Below are 18,388 nucleotides of genomic sequence, written 5' to 3' on the forward strand. Positions count from 1 at the left end.
TCATGGCTTTTTGTGGAGCTTTCGTGCAGGCTAACGTGAGGGCGTGATCAACGTTGACGCATATCTCCGCCGCCTGGGCCTCCCCCGGGAGCCCCCGAGCGTCGCCGGCCTCTTCGCCCTCCAGCGGGCCCATGTCGAGCGGGTGCCCTACGAGACGACGGAGATCTGGCTGGGCCGCGCCACGACCGTCGACCCCCGCGAGTCGGCGTCCCGGATCGTCTCCGGCCGCGGCGGATACTGCTTCCACCTGAACGGCGCCCTCTCCGCGTTGTTGTCGGGCCTGGGCTACGCGGTCACCCGGCACTACGGCGGCGTCCAGGGCTCGGCCGCCGACGCGGCCGGGGCGCGCGGCAACCACCTGGTGCTGACCGTCGACGGCCTCCCGACCGAGGAGAACCCGTCGGGCGAGTGGCTGGTCGACGCCGGCCTCGGCGACGCGATCCACGCACCGCTCCCCCTTCTTGAGGGTGTGTACGAGCAGGGGCCCTTCACCTACCGGCTGCGGCCCTCGGAGGCGGAGCCCGGCGGGTGGCGGCTCGACCACGACCCGCGCGGCAGCTTCGTCGGAATGGACTTCCGCAAGGTCCCGGCGGAGATGACGGCGTTCGAGTCGGAGCACGTACGGCTGTCGACGTCGCCGGAGTCGGGATTCGTGCGCGTGCTGGCCATCCAGCGGCGCGACGCGACGGGGGTGGACACGGTGCGGGGGCTGGTGCTGACGCGGGTGGGGGCCGACTCGACGTCGACGACGCTCGACCGGGAGGAGGACTATTTCGCGGCGCTGGCCGACGTCTTCGACCTCCACCTGACGGGCGAGGAACGGTCGATCCTGTGGCCCAAGCTGGTGGAAAGCCACGAGAAGTGGCTCGCCACCAGCGACAATGGCTAGTCCTATGGGGCAGCCGACGATCGACATACCTTCTGACATGTTCGACCGCGATTGGGAATGGGCCCAGTTATCGCGGTTCGTGACCAGCACGGTCGAGCGGGCGACGCTGGGCGTGGTGTCCGGCAGACGACGCCAGGGCAAGACCTTCCTTCTCCAGGCCATGTGCGAGGCGACCGGCGGTTTCTACTACGGGGCCCTGGAAGCAGTGCCGAAACACGAAACCCTCCAGGAGCTCGGACAAGCGCTCAGAGACTTCACCGACGCCCCGATCTCGTGTGACTTCCAGAACTGGGGAGAGGCGATCGACAGCCTGCTCGCCCTCTCGACCGAGCGGCCGATCCCCGTCGTCCTCGACGAGTTCCCCTCTCTGGTGCGCGAGTCGAAGGAACTGCCCTCGGTCATCCAGCACGCCCTGGCCCCGCGCAGATCCCAGCGACTCGCCTCACGCGCCCGGCTGCTGCTGTGCGGATCATCGGTGTCCTTCATGAGCGGACTACTATCCGGCCAGGCCCCCTTGCATGGCCGGGCCGCGCTGGAGCTCATCGTTCCGACCTTCGACTTCCGGGTCGCCGCGGACCATTGGGGTTTCCGGGACCGTCGGCTGGCGGCACTCGTCTACTTCGTGCTGGGCGGCACCCCGGCCTACCGTGCCGAACATCTCTACGAGTACACGCCGCAACGCGCCGAAGAGTTCGACGGCTGGGTCATGGACTACGTGCTCAACCCGGCGAATCCACTCTTCCGCGAGGTCCGCATGCTGCTCGCCGAAGATCCGACGATTTACGAGAGCGGTCTCTACAGCGCGGTCCTGACCGCCGTCGCCGAGGGCAACAACACCAGGGGCGGGATCGCGAGCCGACTCGAACGCAAGTCCACCGACATCTCCCACCAGCTCACCGTTCTCGAAGACGCGGGTCTGCTGGTCACCGACGAAGACGCGTTCCGGCCCGGCCGTTCCTACTACCGGATCACCGAGCCCCTGGTCCGCTTCTACTACGCGATCATGCGACCGAACTGGGCGTCACTCGAAACCGTGCGCCCGGGCCGGACGGAGGCCATCTGGCGGGCCGCGTCGAAGAACACCTTCCCCAGCCAGGTCGCCGGACCCGTCTTCGAACGCATGTGCCGGGTCTGGACGGCCGACATGGCCTCCGACGAGACCCTCGCCGGCATGCCGTCCAGGGTCCTCTCCGGCGTCGTCTACGACTCCTCGACCCGCCAGAGTCACGAGGTCGACCTGGCGGCCTTCGACTCCGCCGGCGAACTCCTCGCGCTGGGCGAGGTGAAGTGGGGAGACGTGATCGGCATGGGTCATCTGGCCCGCCTGGAGAAGGTCGCGGCCGTCCGGCCGGCGCGGCGGTTGCTGCTGTTCAGCGGCGCCGGGTTCATGCCGCAACTGGAGGAGGCCGCCCGCGGGAGCGGCGGCCGGATCCAGCTCGTCGGTCTCGACCGGCTCTACGAAGGCGACTGAACCCCCCGCAGGGCGGCGGCCACCAACGGGCCGAGGGTCTCCAGGTGGTAACCGCCCTCCTGCACCGCCACCGTCGGCAACCCCAGTTCCCCGAGCAGCCGCCCGGTCGCGGTGTACCCGTCCCGGCTGACCCGCAGCGGGCTCTCCGGGTCGTCCGCGGCCGCGTCCACCCCCAGCGAGACCACCAGTGCCTCCGCGCCGAAGCGGGCCGCCGCCTCGCACAACCGGGCCACCCCGGCGAGCCACACCGCGTCTCCCGACTCCGGCGCGACGGGGACGTTCAGGGTGGTGCCGCCGCCGGTCTCGTCGGCGAAGCCCACGTAGTGGGGGAACCAGCCCGCGCCCGGGTCGACGTGCACACTGCCGTAGAAGACGTCGTCGCGGTCCCAGAAGATGGCCTGGGTCCCGTTGCCGTGGTGGGCGTCCACGTCGATGACGGCGACCTTCGCGAAGCCCATGCCGCGCAGCGTCGACGCGGCGACCGCCGCGTTGTTGAGGTAGCACGACCCGCCGTAGCCGTCCCGCGTCGCGTGGTGTCCCGGGGGGCGGCACAACGCGTAGGCGGGGCCGTCGAGGACCCTGAGCGCCGCGGTCCACGCGGCGCCCGCCGCCATCAGCGCCGCCTCCCACGTTCCGGGGCCGACCAGGGTCATCGTGTCGTACGCCCACAACCCCGCCCGGCCGTGGACCGCCGGCGGCACCCGGCCCGGCTGCCCGCCGAGCATCGCCGCCGTGGGGAACACGTAGGGCACCACCCGGTCCTGCGGATACCCGGCCGCGACCCACTCCTCGTACACGTCCCGCAGGTGGAGCAGCAGGCCCTCCGAATGCACCGAGGTCAGCACACCCCAGGGCACCTCGTCGGCCTCGATCCAGGTCAGCGGCACGGCCTCGCGGATGCGGTGCACACGTTCGGCCACCTCGGTGCCCGGGGTGCGCAGGCCGATCCAGATCTCCGCCGCCGGGTCGTGCCGCAGGGTCGACGGCGACCAGACGCCGATCACGGGCGGAAGAAGCGGTCGAGGACCCGTACGCCGAACTCCAGCGCGCTGACCGGCACCCGCTCGTCGACCCCGTGGAACATGGCGTTGTAGTCGAAGCCCTCGGGCAGCGCCAGCGGCGCGAAGCCGTAGGTCACGACGCCGAGTTCGTGGAACGCCTTGGCGTCGGTGCCGCCGCTCATCACGTACGGGACGGGCAGGGCGTCCGGATCCTCGGCCACCAGGGAGGCGCAGAGCGCGTCGAAGGTGGGACCGCCGGGGTCGGCCTCCGGCGCGTCCTCGAAGCAGATGAACTCGCGGCTGACCTTGGGGCCGAGCAGGGCGTCGACGGTGGCCAGGAACTCGTCCCGGGAGCCGGGCAGGAACCGGCCGTCGACCTGCGCGGAGGCCGATCCGGGGATGACGTTGACCTTGTATCCGGCGTCCAGCATCGTCACGTTCGCCGAGTTCCGCAGCACGTGGGCGAACAACTCGCCGACCTGGCCGAGCCGCCGGGCCTCCCCGTCGAGGTCGGACATGTCCAGCGGGCGGCCGAGCGCGCGGGAGATCCCGTCGAGCATGCTCACGACGCCGGGCGTGAGCTGGAGCGGCCACTCGTACGACGCCAGCCGCGACATCGCGTGGCACATCTCGGCGACCGGGTTGTCGACCGCCCGGAGCGACCCGTGCTGGGCGACCCCGTTCGCGGTCAGCCGCATCCACGCCATGCCCTGTTCGCCGACGGCCACGGGATAGACGCGTCTCCCCTCGTGGACGACGCAGTAGCCGCCGTCCTCGCTGATCGCCTCCCGCACCCCGTCGAACAGGGCGCCGTGCTCCCTGGCCAGGTAGTACGAGCCGTACTCCCCGGTCGCCTCCTCGTCGGCGGTGAAGGCCAGCACCACGTCGCGCGACGGCCGCACCCCGCGCGCCGCCCAGTCGCGCACGAGGGCGAGGGTCATCGCGCAGGTGCCCTTCATGTCGACCGCGCCGCGCCCCCACACGACCCCGTCGACGATCTCGCCCGAGAACGGGTGGACCGCCCAGTCGCCGGCCATGGCGGGCACCACGTCGAGGTGCCCGTGGATCAGGAACGGGTCGGCGTCGGAGGAGCCACGCACGCGGGCGACCACGTTGGACCGCCCGCGTGACGACTCCAAAATCGTCGCGTCGACCCCGGCGTCGGAGAGGAGGGTGGCGACGTACTCGGCCGCGCCGCGTTCGCCCCGGCCGCGGTTGTCCCCCTCGTTGGTGGTGTCGATCCTGATCAGATCGGAGCAGATCGTCCCGACGTCGCTCATGGCAGGACGCAGGCGGCATGGTGGCCGCGGTCGGCGGGCAGCACGGGCAGGCTCTCCTTCTCGCAACGTTCCGCCAGTCCGGCGGGGAGCCCGGCGGCGTAGGCCGGGCATCGGGGCCGGAAGCGGCAGCCGGCCGGGATCCGCGACGGGTCCGGGGCCTCGCCCGTCAGCACGATCGGCTCCTGCCGGGCGATCTCCGGCACGACCGACAGCAGGGCCTTGGTGTACGGATGCCGCGGCGCGGTCAGCACCTCGGCCGTGTCGCCGGTCTCGACGATGCGGCCCAGATACATGACCGCCACCCGGTCGGCGATGTTCCACGCCAGCCCCAGGTCATGGGTCACCACCAGCAACGACAACCCGAGTTCGGTGCGCAGCCGGAGCAGCAGGGCCAGGATCTCGCCGCGCACCGAGGCGTCCAGCGACGACACCGGCTCGTCGGCGACCAGCACGTCGGGTTCGAGCACGAGCGCCCCGGCGATCACCACGCGCTGCCGCTGCCCGCCGGACAGTTCGTGCGGGTAGCGGAGGAAGAACCGCTCCGGCGGGCGCAGCCCGGCCTTGGCCAGCGCGGCGGCGACGCGTTCGCGCTCGTCGCCCGGCACCTTGTGGATCCTGAGCCCTTCGGCCACGGCCTCGTAGACGGTGTGGCGGGGGTTCAGCGAGCCGCTCGGGTCCTGGAGGACGAGCTGGACGTGCCGCCGGAACGCCTTCAGCCGGCGGTGGTCGAGCGGGCGGCCGGCGTGTTCGACGGTGCCGCCGGAGGGGCGTACCAGCCCGAGGAGGGCCCGGGCCAGCGACGACTTGCCGCACCCGGACTCCCCGACCAGCGCGACGATCTCGCCGGAACCGATCTCCAGGTCGACCCCGTCGACCGCGCGGGCCGCTCCGAAGCGGACCCGCACGCCGCGTGCGGCCAGCGCGCTCATGACGTCTCCTCCGCGAGCAGGCAGGCGGCCCGCCGCCCGGCCGCCACCTGGACCAGCTCGACCTCGGCTTCGGCGCACCGGTCGACGGCGACCGCGCACCGGGGGTGGAACGGGCATCCCGTGGGGAGATCGCCCGGGTAGGGAGGATCGCCGGCGAGCCCGGCGGGCGCGTAGCGGAACCGGGGATCGCCGACGCGGGGGAACGCCCCGGCGAGGGCGCCGCTGTAGGGGTGCCGCGAGTCGTCGAACACCACCGAGGCGGGGCCCTCCTCGACGACCTTCCCGGCGTACATGACCGCGACCCGGTCGCAGGTGGTGCCGAGCACGGACAGGTCGTGGGAGATCAGCACCAGCGCCAGCCCGAGGTCCCTGACCAGCCCCGACAGCAGTTCCAGCACCTGCGCCTGGACCATCACGTCGAGCGCCGTGGTGGGCTCGTCGGCGATGACGAGCCGGGGGCGGCAGGCCAGCGCCAGCGCGATCATGACCCGCTGCCGCTGGCCGCCGGAGAGCTGGTGGGGGTAGTCGCGGGCACGCCGGGCCGGCAGGCCGACCTGCTCCAGCAGTTCGCCGACCCGCAGGTCGGCGGCCTTCCGGGAGGTCTTGGGCTCGTGCAGGAGGATGGGCTCGGCGATCTGGCGGCCGATGGTCCGCACCGCGTTCAGCGAGTGCAGCGCGCCCTGGAACACGATCGACGCGGTGGCCCACCTGATGGCGCGCAGCCGGCCGAACGACATCCCGTAGACGTCTTCGCCGTCGAGCAGCACCGACCCGCCGACCGTCGCCGACTTCGGCAGCAGCCGCAGCACCGCGTTGGTGATGGTCGACTTGCCGCACCCCGACTCGCCCGCGACGCCGAGCACCTCGCCCGGCGCGACGCTCAGCGAGACCCCGCGCACGGCGGGCACGTCTCCGGCGTAGGTGACCGACAGGTCCCGCAACTCCAGCAGGCTCATGACCCCTCCCGCAGCCGTGGGTTGAGCACGACCTCCAACGCCCGTCCGACCAGCGTGAACGCCAGAACCACCAGCACCACGCACAGGCCCGGCGGCAGCACGAACCACCATTCGCCGTTCGACATCGCCCCGGTCCCGTAGGCGTTGTCCAGGATGTAGCCCCACGACGGCCGCGTCGGATCGCCCAGCCCGAGGAACGAGAGCGTCGTCTCCGACAGGATCGCCACCGACACGGTCAGCACCACGTGGGCCAGCACGAGCGGCATCACGTTGGGCAGGATGTGCCGGGTCATCTGGTGCCAGTCGCCGCCGCCGAGCGCCCGCGCCCGCTCCATGTAGGGCCGCTCCCGCACGCTGAGCGTCTGCGCGCAGACCAGCCGGGCGGTGCCGGGCCACGACGTCACCCCGATGACGATGACGATGTTCAGCAGCGAGGCCCCGAGCACGGTGGCCATCACGATGGCCAGCGGCAGGAACGGGATCACCAGGAACCAGTCGGTGAACCCCATCAGCGTCGAGCGGGCCCAGCCGCCGTAGAACCCGGCCATGACGCCGACGACCGTCCCGATGACGATGGCGATGGCGGTGGCCGCGAGCCCGACGATCAGCGACACCCGGGTGCCGTGGACGAGCAGCGTGAGCACCGACCGGCCGTTCTGGTCGGTGCCGAGCCAGTGGTCGGCCGACGGCGCGGCGTGCGCCGGGGCGGTCGCCTTGGTGACGTCGAGCCCGGCGGGATCGGCCAGCACCGAGGCGAACACGGCGACGAGCCCGAAGAAGACCAGGATGCCCAGGCCGATCAGGGCCGACCGGTGGGAGCGGAAGTCGGCCCAGAACCGGGCGGCGGTGGCCCGCCGCCGCTGCCAGGCGATGGCCGTCACCGGCTGCTCACCCGTGGGTCCAGTACGGCGTACAGCAGGTCCGCCAGCAGTGTGAACACGATCACCCCGAGGGAGAAGAGCAGGAACACCGCCTGCAGCAGGGGGATGTCGGGCCCGCGCAGCGCCTCGGCGGTGAGCAGCCCCAGACCGGGCCAGGAGAAGACGTACTCGACGGTGATGGCCCCGCCGATCACGAAGCCGAGGTTGAGGAAGATGAGCGTCATCGTGGGCAGCAGCGCGTTGGGCACCGCGTGCCGCCGCCTGACCAGGTCTTCCCGCAGGCCCTTGGCGCGGGCCAGCGTCAGGTAGTCCTGCCGCAGTTCGTCGACCAGGGACGCCCGCATGATCGAGGTGTATTCGGCGAGGTAGACGATGGCGAGCGCGGTCACCGGCAGGACCATGTGCCAGAGCGTGTCGACCGAGGTCGCGAAGAAGCCCGACACGCCGACCGAGTTGATGCCGCCGCTCGGGAAGAACGGCAACCACATGATCAGCATCATGCCGACCCAGAACTCCGGCATCGCGTAGAGCGTGTTGGTCGTCCCGGTGGTGATCCGGTCGAACCGCGACCCGCGCCGCCACCCGCTGCGGATGCCCAGCCAGACCCCGGCCAGCGCGGCCACCAGCACGGCGGTGCCGACGAGCAGCACGGTCGGCCAGACCCGTTCGCCGATGATCTCCCAGACCGGCCGGTTGAACCGGGTCGAGTTGATCGCCGAGGCGAACGGGTTGGCGAGGTATTCGACGAACTGCTCGCCGACGGGCCGGTTGAGCTGCTGCCGCAGCCGGATGAGCTGCTCGGGCGACATGTTCCGGCCCCGCGTGTAGAGGCCGATCGGGTCGCCCGGCAGCAGCCGGAACAGGAAGAAGTTGAAGACCACGACGAACAGCAGCGTGCCGATCGACCAGCCGACCTTCTTCAGGACGTAGCCGCGCACCGGCTCACTCCCGGTCGTCGGCGGAGGTCGACGAGCGCCGCCGCGTGACCAGGAACGCCGCGCCGGCCAGCACGACCACACCGGCCACGATCCCGCCGATCAGCCCACCGTTGACGCCGCTCGAAGAAGCGGCCTGCGGCTTTTCCGCAGCCGTGACGGGCGCCATCGTCAGATACGAGTGCACGCCGTACTGGAACAGCAGCGACCCGTCGGGGTCGGGCTGCGGGGTGAATCCGGTCCAGCGGTCGCTCCGGTAGGCGACCAGGTCGTTGTAGTAGTAGGTGATCGCGTACGCCGCGTCGTCGTGGACCAGTCGCTGCATGCGCTTGGCGAGTTCGGCCCGCTTCGCCTGGTCGGTCTCCCCGGCCTGCTGCTCGTAGAGCTCGTCGTAGGCGGGGTTGCAGTAGAAGGAGTCCGACAGGTCGGCGTAGATCGCGTCGCCGTCCTGGTAGCTGCGCTTGCCGCAGGTGAAGACCGACATCTGGTAGTCGGGGTCGGGTTCGACCACCCAGCCCCACTCGAACATGTCGTAGTCGCCCTGGCCGATCACCTCGGTGAGGGTGTCCTCCGACATCACCTTGACGGTGACGTCGATGCCGATCTCCTTGAGCCAGCTCTTCACGAACTCCGCGGTGCTCTGCGAGTCCTGCGACTCCTGCCGCGCGAACAGCCGCAGCGCGAACCGGGTGCCGTCGGCCTTCTTCGGATATCCGGCCGCGTCGAGGAGCTGGTTCGCCTTGGCCAGGTCGAAGTTCTGCGGCGCGGCGGGCGTGTAGTGCAGCAGCGGATAGACCGGCGGAATGAAGGTGTCACCGGGCGACCCGTGACCGTTGAGCACCCGGTCGACGAGGGTCCGCCGGTCGATGGCGTGCGAGATGGCGAGCCGGACCTGCTTGTTCTTCAGCGCCTCGTGCCCGTCGCCGATCGGGGTGCCGTCGGCCAGGGCCGCGCCGGTGTTGAAGGCGATCTCGTTGAACCCGGAGTACTCCGAGCTCCGCGTCGTCACGCCGGGCTTGTCCTTGAGCGAGTTGAAGACGTTGCTCTGCAGGTCGTAGGCGAAGTCGATCTCACCGCGGACCAGCGCCTGCGCCTCGGCGTCGGCGTTGGTGAACACCCGGAAGACCAGTTCGTCGAACTTCGGCGCGCCCCGCCAGTAGTTCTTGTTCGCGGCGAACCGGAGGTACTGCCCCTTCCGCCGCTCGACGAGCTGGAAGGGCCCGGAGCCGACGACCGGCAGGCCGTTCTGGGGTTCGTTCGCGTACGACTTGACCGCGTCCCCGTCGACGTCCTTCCAGACGTGCTCGGGCAGGATCGGCACGGCCAGCCGTTCCATGATGGGGGTCGGCCGCTTGACGTGCAGGACGAGCGTGTTGTCGTCGGTCGCCTCGGCCTTGTCGATGTTGGCGACGTAGTTGCCGTAGTTGGTCTGCTCGAAGTCGCCGTCGATGATCCGGTTGAAGGTGTACGCGGCGTCGCGCGCGGTCAGCGGCTGCCCGTCCGACCACTTCACCCCGGCTCTGATCTTGTACGTCCACGACTTCTTGTCCGGGGCCTCGCTGTAGGACTCGGCGAGGGACGGCTGGGGTGAGACGTCCTTGGCGCTGGAGGTGGTGAGGTAGTCGTACATGAGCGCGTAGGTCTCGTAGGCCTCCACGACGATGCCCGTGAACGGGTTCGTGGAGTCGACGTCCGACTGGATGCCGATCGTGAAGGTCACTTTCGGGGCGGGCGCCGGGCTGAGGGGGGTGGACAGGAGCCCTCCGGCGAGTGCGAAGGTCAGTGCTTTGATGACGAAATGGTGCATATCGTCCTCCGGGGGCGGGAGTCGCTCCAAATCGGTACTGTCCTGCCATGACACACCCGGTAGTGCACAAACTGCACGGCATCGAGCGGATCGACGACCACGCCTGGATGAGAGACCCCGTGGCGGTACGAGACGTGCTCATCTCCGAGCGGCGGCGCTACGAGTCCCGGATCGCCCACACCGCCCCCTTTCGGCAGCATCTCGCAGCCATAATGGCTGGACGGACGCCTGAGACTGAGTCTTCAGTCAGTTGGCGCCATGGGGCCTTTGTCTACTACACGCAGATTGACGCCGGAAGAGAGTTCGGCGAATTCAGACGAAAGCGTGATGCTTCCGACCAGGTCCTCCTTGACCTCGACGCGTTCGGCGACTACGTCGAACTGGGTGTGCGCGAGGTGTCGCCGGACGGCCGCTGGCTGGCCTACTCGATCGACGTGACCGGTGACGAGGTCTACGACCTGCGCTTCCGTGACCTGTCGACGATGACCGACCTGCCGGTGAGCATCGGCGGCACCTATTACACGGGCGGCTGGGCCGAGGGATGGTTCTACTACACGGTGGTCGACGAGGTGTACCGCCCGTGCGAGGTGCGCCGATACGACATCTCCACGGGCGCCGACGAGGTCGTGCTCCGCGAGGGCGACCGCCGGTTCGAGCTGACCGTGCGGGCGACCCGGTCGGGCACCCACCTGCTCATCACGGCGGCCAGCCGTGACACGACCGAGGTGTGGTCGGTGGCCGACGGGGTGCCCGAGTCGGTCGGCGGGCGGCGTCCGGGCGTCGAATACCGCTGCGACGCGACCCTCGACGGCCTGGTGACCTGGACCGACGAGGGACATTCCGAGTTCCGCGTGGTCGGCGTGCCGCCGCTGCCCGGGGAGCGCGTCCACTCGGTCGACTGCTTCGACGGCTACCGCGTGCTGACGCTGCGCCGGGGCGGCGATCCGCTGCTGCGGGTGCTCGGCGACGACGGGACGTCCTACGAGGTGCATCCCCCGGTGGCGTGCGGGCGGATCGTGCTGGTGCACAACGAGGAGTACCTGACGGATTCGGTGATCTTCGAGACGGGGTCGTACAGCGAACCGACGCAGTGGTGGCGGCTGACCCTGGCGTCCGGCGTCCGGAAACTGCTGAAGGAGAACCCCCGCCACGACGGCTACGTGAGCGAACGCCTCTGGGCCCCCGCCCCGGACGGCGTGGAGATCCCCGTCACGGTCGTCCGCCGCGCCGACGTGCCGCTCGACGGGACCGCGCCCTGCCTCCTCTACGGGTACGGCGCCTACGAGGCCGTCTTCGACCCGGTCTGGGACCCGGCGTTGTCGGCCTTCCTCGACCAGGGCGCGGTCTTCGCCCACGCCCACGTCAGGGGCGGCGGCGAGATGGGCCGCGCCTGGTGGCAGGCCGGCCGGTTGTCCCGCAAGCCGACGACGTTCACCGACCACATCGCCGCCGCCGAGTTCCTGCTCGACGGTCACGTCTCGAAGATCGCCACCCGCGGCCTGTCGGCCGGCGGCCTCCTCCAGGCCGCCGTCTACGGGATGCGCCCCGACCTCTGGGCGGCGGTCGTCGCCGAGGTCCCCTTCGTGGACGTCGTCACCACGATGCTCGACGACAGCATCCCGCTGACGGTCAACGAGTGGGACGAGTGGGGCGACCCCCGGCGGCTCGACGACTTCACCTGGATGCTCGCCTACTCCCCCTACGACAACGTCCCGAGCGGCGACCTGCCGCCGCTGCTGGTGACGGGCGCCGTGAACGACCCGCGTGTGCTGGTCCACGAGCCGGCCAAGTGGGTGGCCAGGCTCCGCGCGAACGGCGCCGACCCGCTGTTCCGGGTCGAGGTCGAGGACGGCGGCCACTCCGGCCCGACCGGCCGCTACGCCCGCCTCCACTACGAGGCGGAGATCTTCTCCTTCGTCCTGGAGGCGCTGAAGAAGACGTGAACGACCCCGCCCGCGAGCAGCCCCCAGAACGCGGCCCCCACCCCGAGAAAGCTCACCCCTGAAGCGGTCACCAGGAAGGTGATGATGGCCGCCTCCCCTTCGATGTTCCTGATGGACGAGGTCAGCGCCCCCAGAAGCGCCAGCCCGGCAACCCCCTGGATGAGAATCGGCGGCGACTGCACCACGAACGAGGTCGCGACCGCCGCCGACAACCCGAGGCCGATCATGGCGACCCCGGAGGTGGTGGACGCGATCCACCTCCGGGCCGGATCGGGTTCGGCGTCGGGCCCGGCCGACAAGGCCGCCGAGATGGCGGCGAGGTTGACGGCGTGCCCGCCGAACGGCGACGCGACGGCCGACGCGATCCCGGTCACCCGCAGCGCCGCCGCCAGCGGGACCCGATAGCCGAACCCCGCCATGACCGCCATCCCCGGCACGTTCTGGGACGCCATGGTCACCAGGAACAGCGGCACCGCGATCGAGACCACGCCCTGGACCGTGAACCGCGGGGCCGTGAAGGCGAGCTCCGGCCACCCGGCGTCGACGGGCGCGGCGATGAGCACGACCGCGACGACCAGCGCGGCCGGCACGGCCCACGTCCGGGCGAACCGCATCAGCACCAGCCAGACCAGCACGACCGGAACGGCCAGTCGCGGGACCTGGACGACGGCCTCGACGGGCGCCAGGCACAGATCGAGCAACACGCCGGCGAGCATGGCGGCGGCGATGGGCTGCGGAATGGCGGCGATCCAGCGCCCGAGCGGCGTGAACAGTCCGGCGACGACGATCAACGCCGAGGAGACGAGGAACGCCCCGACGGCGGTGGCGAACCCGCCGCCGACGGTTCCGGTGGACGCGAGCAGTGCCGCCCCCGGCGTGGACCAGGCGACGACGATCGGCATCCGGTACCTCAGCGAGAGCCACATCGCGCTGATCCCCGAGACGAGGCAGACGGCCAGCAGCCCGGAGGCCGCCTGGGCCGGGCTCGCCCCCACGGCCTGGAAGCCGCCGAGCACGATCGCGAACGAACTCGCGAACCCGACGACGGCGGTGACGATGCCCGCGACGATGGGCTGGACCATGGGCGTTCCTCCGATCGTTCCATAAACGGAACGCTTGCCGCGTGAGGGAGGATAGCCGACGTGGACGCCCAAGAGATAGGCCGCCGCCTCCGCGAACTCCGCGAGGCGAAGGGCATGTCGTTGTCCGCCCTGGCCAGACGGGCCGAAGTGGGGAAGGCCACGATGTCCGGACTGGAGACCGGCACCCGGAACCCGACCATGGAGACGTTGTGGAAGGTGACGGCGGCCCTGGAGGTCCCGCTGACGGCCCTGCTGTCGTCGCCGGCCGTGCTGCCCGACGTGGCCGTCGAGGGTCGGCTGCTCGAATCGTTCACCGAAGCGACGGTGACCTACGAGCTCTACCGGCTGGTCATCAAGGCGGGCGCCGCCCAGATATCGCCCGCGCACGGTCCCGGCGTGACCGAGCACCTGACGATCTTCAGCGGCGTGGCCGAGGTCGGGCCGGAGTCGTCACCGCTGACGGGCGGGCCGGGTGACCACCTGGTGTGGACGTCGGACACCCCTCACCTCTACGCGGCGAGGGGCCCGGAGGACGTGCAGGCGAGCCTGCTGATCCGCTATCCCTGAAGGGTCTCGCGCAGCTCCCGCTTGAGGATCTTGCCGAGGGAGTTGCGGGGCAGCGCCTCGACGACCTCCAGCCGCTCGGGCAGCTTGTAGGAGGCGATCCCCTGGTCGCGCAGGAACTCCACCAGCGATTCCAGCGTCACCGGCGTGTCCGGCTTCGCCACGACCATCGCGCAGGCCTTCTCCCCGAGCACCGCGTCCGCGTATCCCACGATCGCCACCTCGGCCACGGCGGGATGCCCGGCGAGCAGGGCCTCGACCTCGGCCGGCGCGATGTTCGTCCCGCCCCGGATGATCAGGTCCTTGGCCCGGTCGACATAGCGCAGATAGCGCCCCTGGGCCAGCTCGAACACGTCACCGGTCACGAGGTAGCCGTCGTCGTCGAAGGGGTCGGCCTCGGCCGTGCCCGCCAGATAGCCGGCGAACACGGTCGGGCCGGACAACCGCAGTTCCCCGGGCACGCCTTCCTCGGTGACCTCGGTCCCGTCGTGCGAAAAGAGCTTCACCGACGTCCCGCCGAGCGTTCCGGGCCACGAGGTGCCGGGCGCGTCGGGTCGCGGGAAGTAACGCGCCCGATCGTCGGGGTCGGGCATCGTCTCGGGGTCGGAGAGCAGCGCGATGCCCTCGTTCGAGCCGAAGAAGTTGATGATCGCGATGCCGTGCTTCTCCTGCCAGCCGCGCACCATCGGCGGCGGCAGCGGCGCGGACCCCGACCCGATCCGGGTGAGGGACGAGATGTCGAACCGCCCCAGCACCTCGGGCTTGTGCAGCAGCATCGTCAGCAGGGCGGGCGGCGCGAGCGTGTAGGTCACCCGCTCGGAGGCGACCTGCGTCAGGTAGACCGGCAGGTCGAAGGGGTGGTGCTGGATGAGGGCGAAGCCGGTCCGCAACCACGGCATGAACACGCCGCCGATCCCGGCCATGTTGACCATCGGGAACGGGTTGAGCACCACGTCGGAGGGGCCGAGGCCGACGGCGTCGGCGCAGGTCCAGCCGACCGCGCCCCAGTCGTAGTGGCACCGCGGCACCCCCTTGGGCGTCGCCTCGGTGCCCGACGTCCAGCAGATGGTCACGCAGTCGTTGGGGTCGACGGTCAGCGCGGCGAGGTGGGCGGCGAGCTTTCCGGCGTCGCCGGTGGCGGTCTCCAGGTCGCCGCCCCATTCGAGGACCGTCTCGACCCCGATCTCGTGGACGACCTCCGCCCGGTCGGCCGAGGTGACGAAGACGGAGGCGGCGGCGAGAGGGGTCAACTGGGCCAGTTCGTAGCGCCGGAACTGCACCGGGAACGGTGTCACGATCGCCCCGACGCGCACCACGGCGAGCACGGTGACGGCCAGTTCGACCGAGTTCGGCAACTGGACCGCCACGACGTCCGAGGCGGCCACGCCCCGGTCCACGAGGACGGCGGCCACCCGGTCGACCTCGGCGTCGAGTTCCGCCCAGGTCAGCCGCTTGACCTCGGAACCGGCCATGAGGGCGGGCTTGTTCGGGGGGTCGGCCACCGCGAGGGCGGCGGGCCGCTCGGCGACGCGAGCCCGCAACATCCCGTCAATGGTGTCGTCAGTCCACCACCCGGCGGAGGTGTAGCGCTCGACGACGTCTTTCGCGTGCAGCCTCATACCGGACTCCCGGACTCTTTGATTGTGCCCGGAACATTAGGCAACCCCGTCTCCACGGTCAACGAGTTTCGGCTGATTCGTGTGGGTTAGGCGGAGGAGATCAGAAAGGAGGCCACGGATGGACCGCCGCACCACCGTCGAGCCGGATCAGGACCTGGACGTGATCACCGTGCTGACCCGTCAGCACGCCCTGATCAGGGATCTGTTCGATGCCGTGGAGCGCAGTCAGCCCGCCGACCGCAGGGAGACCTTCGGACGGCTGGTGCGGCTGCTGGCCGTACACGAGGAGGCCGAGGAGGTCGTCGTGCACCCGGTCGCGCTGGCCCGCCTGAACGGCGGGGCAGAGATCGTGGCCAACCGGAGGAAGGAGGCGGGGCACGTCAGAGAGCTCATGAAGACCATCGATCCGGGTTCCCCGGATTTCACCCGCGACCTGGAGGTTCTCCGGGCCACGGTGTTCGCCCACGTCACCGCGGAGGAGAGGTACGAGTACGCCGCGCTGGACTCGGTGACCAGCGCGGCCGAACGGCACGCCATGGCCGAGGGGGTCAGGGAGACCTTCAGGCACTGATGTCGAAGTGCACCTCGCGGCGGGCGAGCACGCCGCCGCAGGCGGTGCAGAGCAGCACGGGAGCGAGCCCGGCGCCGCAGGACTTGTGAGTGATGTCGAGTGTGGAGCCCGGTGGCGTCGGGAGCTCGCGCTGGGCCCAGGCGACGAGGAAGGCGAATACCTCGAAGAAGGCCAGGCCCCGCTCGGTGAGGCGGTAGCCCGACTCGCAGGGGCGGAAGACGCCGAGGTCGACGAAGCGGCGCAGCCGGTCGGTGAGCACCGAGGGCGCGATGCCCATCTCGGACTGGAAGTCGCCGAACCGCTTCACCCCGAGGAACGCGGCGGCCAGCACGTGGGTCGACCAGCGGTCGCCCAGGATCTCCATGGCGTCGGGGCAGTAGCCGAGGTAGTCGGGGCGGGGGCTCGCGGTGCGGCGGTGCCGGCGGGGGGCGTGCGCGCTGGCGAAGGTGGCGTTCGGGCCGCGGACCGTGTGGGTGCCCCGGGCGGTCATCACGTTGAGGCAGTGGCCGCAGCCCAGCACGGGGCGCGACTCGTGGCCGCAGACGTCGTGGATGAGCGGGGGCAGCTCCCGGTCGGTCCAGTCGCGTTCCCACGAGTAGATCGCCACCAGCAGCGACCACAGGTCGAGGCCGCGCTGGGTGAGGCGGTATTCGTAGCGGATGCGGCCGTTGCGGTAGGCGGCGGTCTCGAAGATCCCGCAGGCCACCAGTTCCTTGAGACGGGAGGCCAGCACGGACTCGCTGATGCCCAGTTCGTCGCGCCAGCCGGCGAAGGTGCGGACGTGGAGGAGGAAGGCCCGCTGGAGGATCATCAGGACCCACCGGTCGCCGAGGATCGTGAGTGCCTGCCCGATCGGGGTGAGCCGCTCTTCGACCGGAGCCGAAGGTGGTGCGACCGTCAGGGTGGCCTCAGGCATGAGATTCCTGACAGGTGGTGCTGTGCATGTTTCCCCGCGCTTACTGGATGAACCCGAATAACCCACTCTAAGGGCACATTGACGAGCTGACTTCTCTATCCGTAGCGTCACTGTATGAAAGTTCTGGACGAATCAGGCGAAGACAACCCATACCTCCTGGGGGTGTACGCGCCTGTCCAGGAGGAGCTCACCGCTGACCAGCTGGAAGTCGTCGGCGAGATCCCGAGAGACCTCAACGGCGTCTATCTGCGCAACGGCCCCAACGCGCGTTTCCCCATGCGGGGCCGCTACCACTGGTTCGACGGCGACGGCATGGTGCACGCCGTCCACTTCGAGAACGGCGTCGCCCGCTACCGCAACCGCTGGGTGCGCACGAGGGCCTTCGAGGCCGAGAGCGCGGCCGGGCGGGCGTTGTGGACGGGGGTCATGGAGAACCCCACGGCCAACCCGTTCGGCAACACGCGCGGGCTCAACCTGAAGGACTCCGCCAACACCGACATCGTGTTCCACCAGGGGCGGCTGCTCACGACGTGGTACCTGTGCGGGTCGCCGTACACGATGGACCCCCTGTCGCTGGAGACGCTCGGCGCGCAGACCTTCCTCGACACGCTGACCGGCGACGTGATGGCCCACCCGAAGGTCGACGAACGCACCGGGGAGCTGTTCTGGTTCGACTACGGGCCGAAACCCCCGTTCCTCCGGTACGGAGTGGTCGGCCCCCAGGGCACGGTCGAGCACCTGGTCGACCTCGACCTGCCGGGCGCCCGGCTCCCCCACGACATGGCGATCACCGAGAACCACACGATCCTCATGGACCTGCCGCTGTTCCAGGACCTCGACGCCGCCCGCCGGGGACGCTACAAGCTGACCTTCGACCGGTCGCTGCCCTCGCGGTTCGGGGTGATCCCCCGGCGCGGCCGGGCCGACCAGATCAGGTGGTTCGAGGCCAAACCCTGCTACATCTACCACGTCGTCAACGCCTGGGAGGAGGGCGGCGAGATCGTCATGGACGTCTGCCGCGTCGCCCGCCCGGCCCCCAGCGGCGGCGGCAGCGTGCTCGCCCGGATGATCAGCTACCTCAAGCTCGACGCCCGCATGTACCGCTACCGCTTCGACCTGACGACCGGCACGACCTCAGAGGAGTACGTCGACGGCGACCACAACACCGAGTTCCCCTCGATCGACCTGCGGCTGACCGGCCGAAAGTCCCGCTACGCCTACAACGTCTCCGTCAAGCAGGCCCCCACCAACCTCTTCGACGGCCTGGTCAAGTACGACAACCTGACGGGCGCGAAGCAGACCTACCACTACGGCGAGCACCGCTACGGCAGCGAGGCCCCCTTCGCCCCCCGCGACAACTCCAGCGGCGAGGACGACGGCTACCTCGTCACCTTCGTCACCGACGACCGCGACGACCGCTCCGAGGTCCAGATCCTCGACGCCTCCGACATCACGAAGGGCCCGGTCGCCCGGGTGCTGCTGCCGCAGCGGGTGCCCCTCGGCTTCCACGCCACGTGGGTACGGTCCGACCAGCTCCCCTGATC

16 protein-coding genes are annotated in these 18,388 nt (G+C 70.3%); 6 read left to right on the forward strand and 10 right to left on the reverse strand.

Annotated features, from left to right (window positions below):
• Positions 1-43 precede the first annotated feature (43 nt).
• Positions 44-889 (forward strand): arylamine N-acetyltransferase family protein, encoded by an 846-nt coding sequence (locus tag AW273_RS01825; protein WP_062344531.1) that lies wholly within the window; start codon positions 44-46, stop codon positions 887-889.
• Between the two features lie 37 nt (positions 890-926).
• Complete coding sequence (locus AW273_RS01830; protein WP_232327015.1) at positions 927-2,360, forward strand: AAA family ATPase; 1,434 nt, start codon at positions 927-929, stop codon at positions 2,358-2,360.
• Here AW273_RS01830 and AW273_RS01835 read toward each other — a convergent pair.
• From AW273_RS01835 to AW273_RS01865, 7 genes are read right to left on the reverse strand one after another with little or no spacing between them, the layout of a single operon-like run.
• The gene (locus tag AW273_RS01835; RefSeq protein ID WP_062344536.1) at positions 2,345-3,364 is read right to left on the reverse strand and encodes an arginase family protein; all 1,020 of its coding nucleotides are present in this window, start codon (positions 3,362-3,364) and stop codon (positions 2,345-2,347) included. The genes AW273_RS01830 and AW273_RS01835 overlap by 16 nt on opposite strands.
• Complete coding sequence (locus AW273_RS01840) at positions 3,361-4,641, reverse strand: M20/M25/M40 family metallo-hydrolase (RefSeq protein ID WP_062344538.1); 1,281 nt, start codon at positions 4,639-4,641, stop codon at positions 3,361-3,363. Before AW273_RS01840 ends, AW273_RS01835 begins: the two co-directional genes overlap by 4 nt.
• Positions 4,638-5,570: an ABC transporter ATP-binding protein gene (locus AW273_RS01845; RefSeq protein WP_083949433.1), complete on the reverse strand. Its 933-nt coding sequence runs from the start codon at positions 5,568-5,570 to the stop codon at positions 4,638-4,640. The genes AW273_RS01840 and AW273_RS01845 overlap by 4 nt, the downstream gene beginning before the upstream one ends.
• Positions 5,567-6,526 carry an ABC transporter ATP-binding protein gene (locus tag AW273_RS01850; protein WP_062344540.1) on the reverse strand — a complete coding sequence of 320 codons (960 nt, stop codon included), beginning with the start codon at positions 6,524-6,526 and terminating at the stop codon, positions 5,567-5,569. The genes AW273_RS01845 and AW273_RS01850 overlap by 4 nt, the downstream gene beginning before the upstream one ends.
• On the reverse strand, positions 6,523-7,407 hold the full coding sequence (locus AW273_RS01855; protein WP_062344541.1) for an ABC transporter permease: 885 nt from the start codon (positions 7,405-7,407) through the stop codon (positions 6,523-6,525). The genes AW273_RS01850 and AW273_RS01855 overlap by 4 nt, the downstream gene beginning before the upstream one ends.
• The gene (locus AW273_RS01860) at positions 7,404-8,345 is read right to left on the reverse strand and encodes an ABC transporter permease (RefSeq protein WP_062344542.1); all 942 of its coding nucleotides are present in this window, start codon (positions 8,343-8,345) and stop codon (positions 7,404-7,406) included. The genes AW273_RS01855 and AW273_RS01860 overlap by 4 nt, the downstream gene beginning before the upstream one ends.
• A 4-nt stretch (positions 8,346-8,349) precedes the next feature.
• Positions 8,350-10,149 carry an ABC transporter substrate-binding protein gene (locus AW273_RS01865; RefSeq protein ID WP_062344543.1) on the reverse strand — a complete coding sequence of 600 codons (1,800 nt, stop codon included), beginning with the start codon at positions 10,147-10,149 and terminating at the stop codon, positions 8,350-8,352.
• Between the two features lie 47 nt (positions 10,150-10,196).
• Here AW273_RS01865 and AW273_RS36900 point away from each other — a divergent pair, with 47 nt between their 5' ends.
• Complete coding sequence (locus AW273_RS36900) at positions 10,197-12,092, forward strand: prolyl oligopeptidase family serine peptidase (protein WP_157555522.1); 1,896 nt, start codon at positions 10,197-10,199, stop codon at positions 12,090-12,092.
• Here the strand turns inward: AW273_RS36900 and AW273_RS01875 are convergent.
• A complete protein-coding gene (locus AW273_RS01875; protein WP_062344545.1) occupies positions 12,041-13,174 on the reverse strand; it encodes a benzoate/H(+) symporter BenE family transporter in 1,134 nt (377 codons plus the stop codon). The genes AW273_RS36900 and AW273_RS01875 overlap by 52 nt on opposite strands.
• Positions 13,175-13,234: 60 nt before the next feature.
• Here AW273_RS01875 and AW273_RS01880 point away from each other — a divergent pair, with 60 nt between their 5' ends.
• A complete protein-coding gene (locus AW273_RS01880; protein WP_083949435.1) occupies positions 13,235-13,741 on the forward strand; it encodes an XRE family transcriptional regulator in 507 nt (168 codons plus the stop codon).
• On the opposite strand, the gene AW273_RS01885 is transcribed toward AW273_RS01880, so the two are convergent.
• Positions 13,732-15,357, reverse strand: coding sequence for a class I adenylate-forming enzyme family protein (locus tag AW273_RS01885; RefSeq protein ID WP_062344547.1), 1,626 nt, complete (start codon positions 15,355-15,357; stop codon positions 13,732-13,734). The genes AW273_RS01880 and AW273_RS01885 overlap by 10 nt on opposite strands.
• 118 nt (positions 15,358-15,475) lie before the next feature.
• On the opposite strand from AW273_RS01885, the gene AW273_RS01890 reads away from it, so the two are divergent.
• Positions 15,476-15,928, forward strand: a complete 453-nt coding sequence (locus AW273_RS01890; protein ID WP_062344549.1) for a hemerythrin domain-containing protein — start codon at positions 15,476-15,478, stop codon at positions 15,926-15,928.
• Here the strand turns inward: AW273_RS01890 and AW273_RS01895 are convergent.
• On the reverse strand, positions 15,918-16,844 hold the full coding sequence (locus tag AW273_RS01895; RefSeq protein WP_062344551.1) for a winged helix-turn-helix transcriptional regulator: 927 nt from the start codon (positions 16,842-16,844) through the stop codon (positions 15,918-15,920). The genes AW273_RS01890 and AW273_RS01895 overlap by 11 nt on opposite strands.
• 114 nt (positions 16,845-16,958) lie before the next feature.
• Here AW273_RS01895 and AW273_RS01900 point away from each other — a divergent pair, with 114 nt between their 5' ends.
• The gene (locus AW273_RS01900; protein ID WP_062344553.1) at positions 16,959-18,386 is read left to right on the forward strand and encodes a carotenoid oxygenase family protein; all 1,428 of its coding nucleotides are present in this window, start codon (positions 16,959-16,961) and stop codon (positions 18,384-18,386) included.
• Positions 18,387-18,388 lie beyond the last annotated feature (2 nt).

The sequence above is a fragment of the Herbidospora yilanensis genome, assembly GCF_001570565.1.
GTDB classification, from domain to species: Bacteria; Actinomycetota; Actinomycetes; order Streptosporangiales; family Streptosporangiaceae; genus Herbidospora; species Herbidospora yilanensis.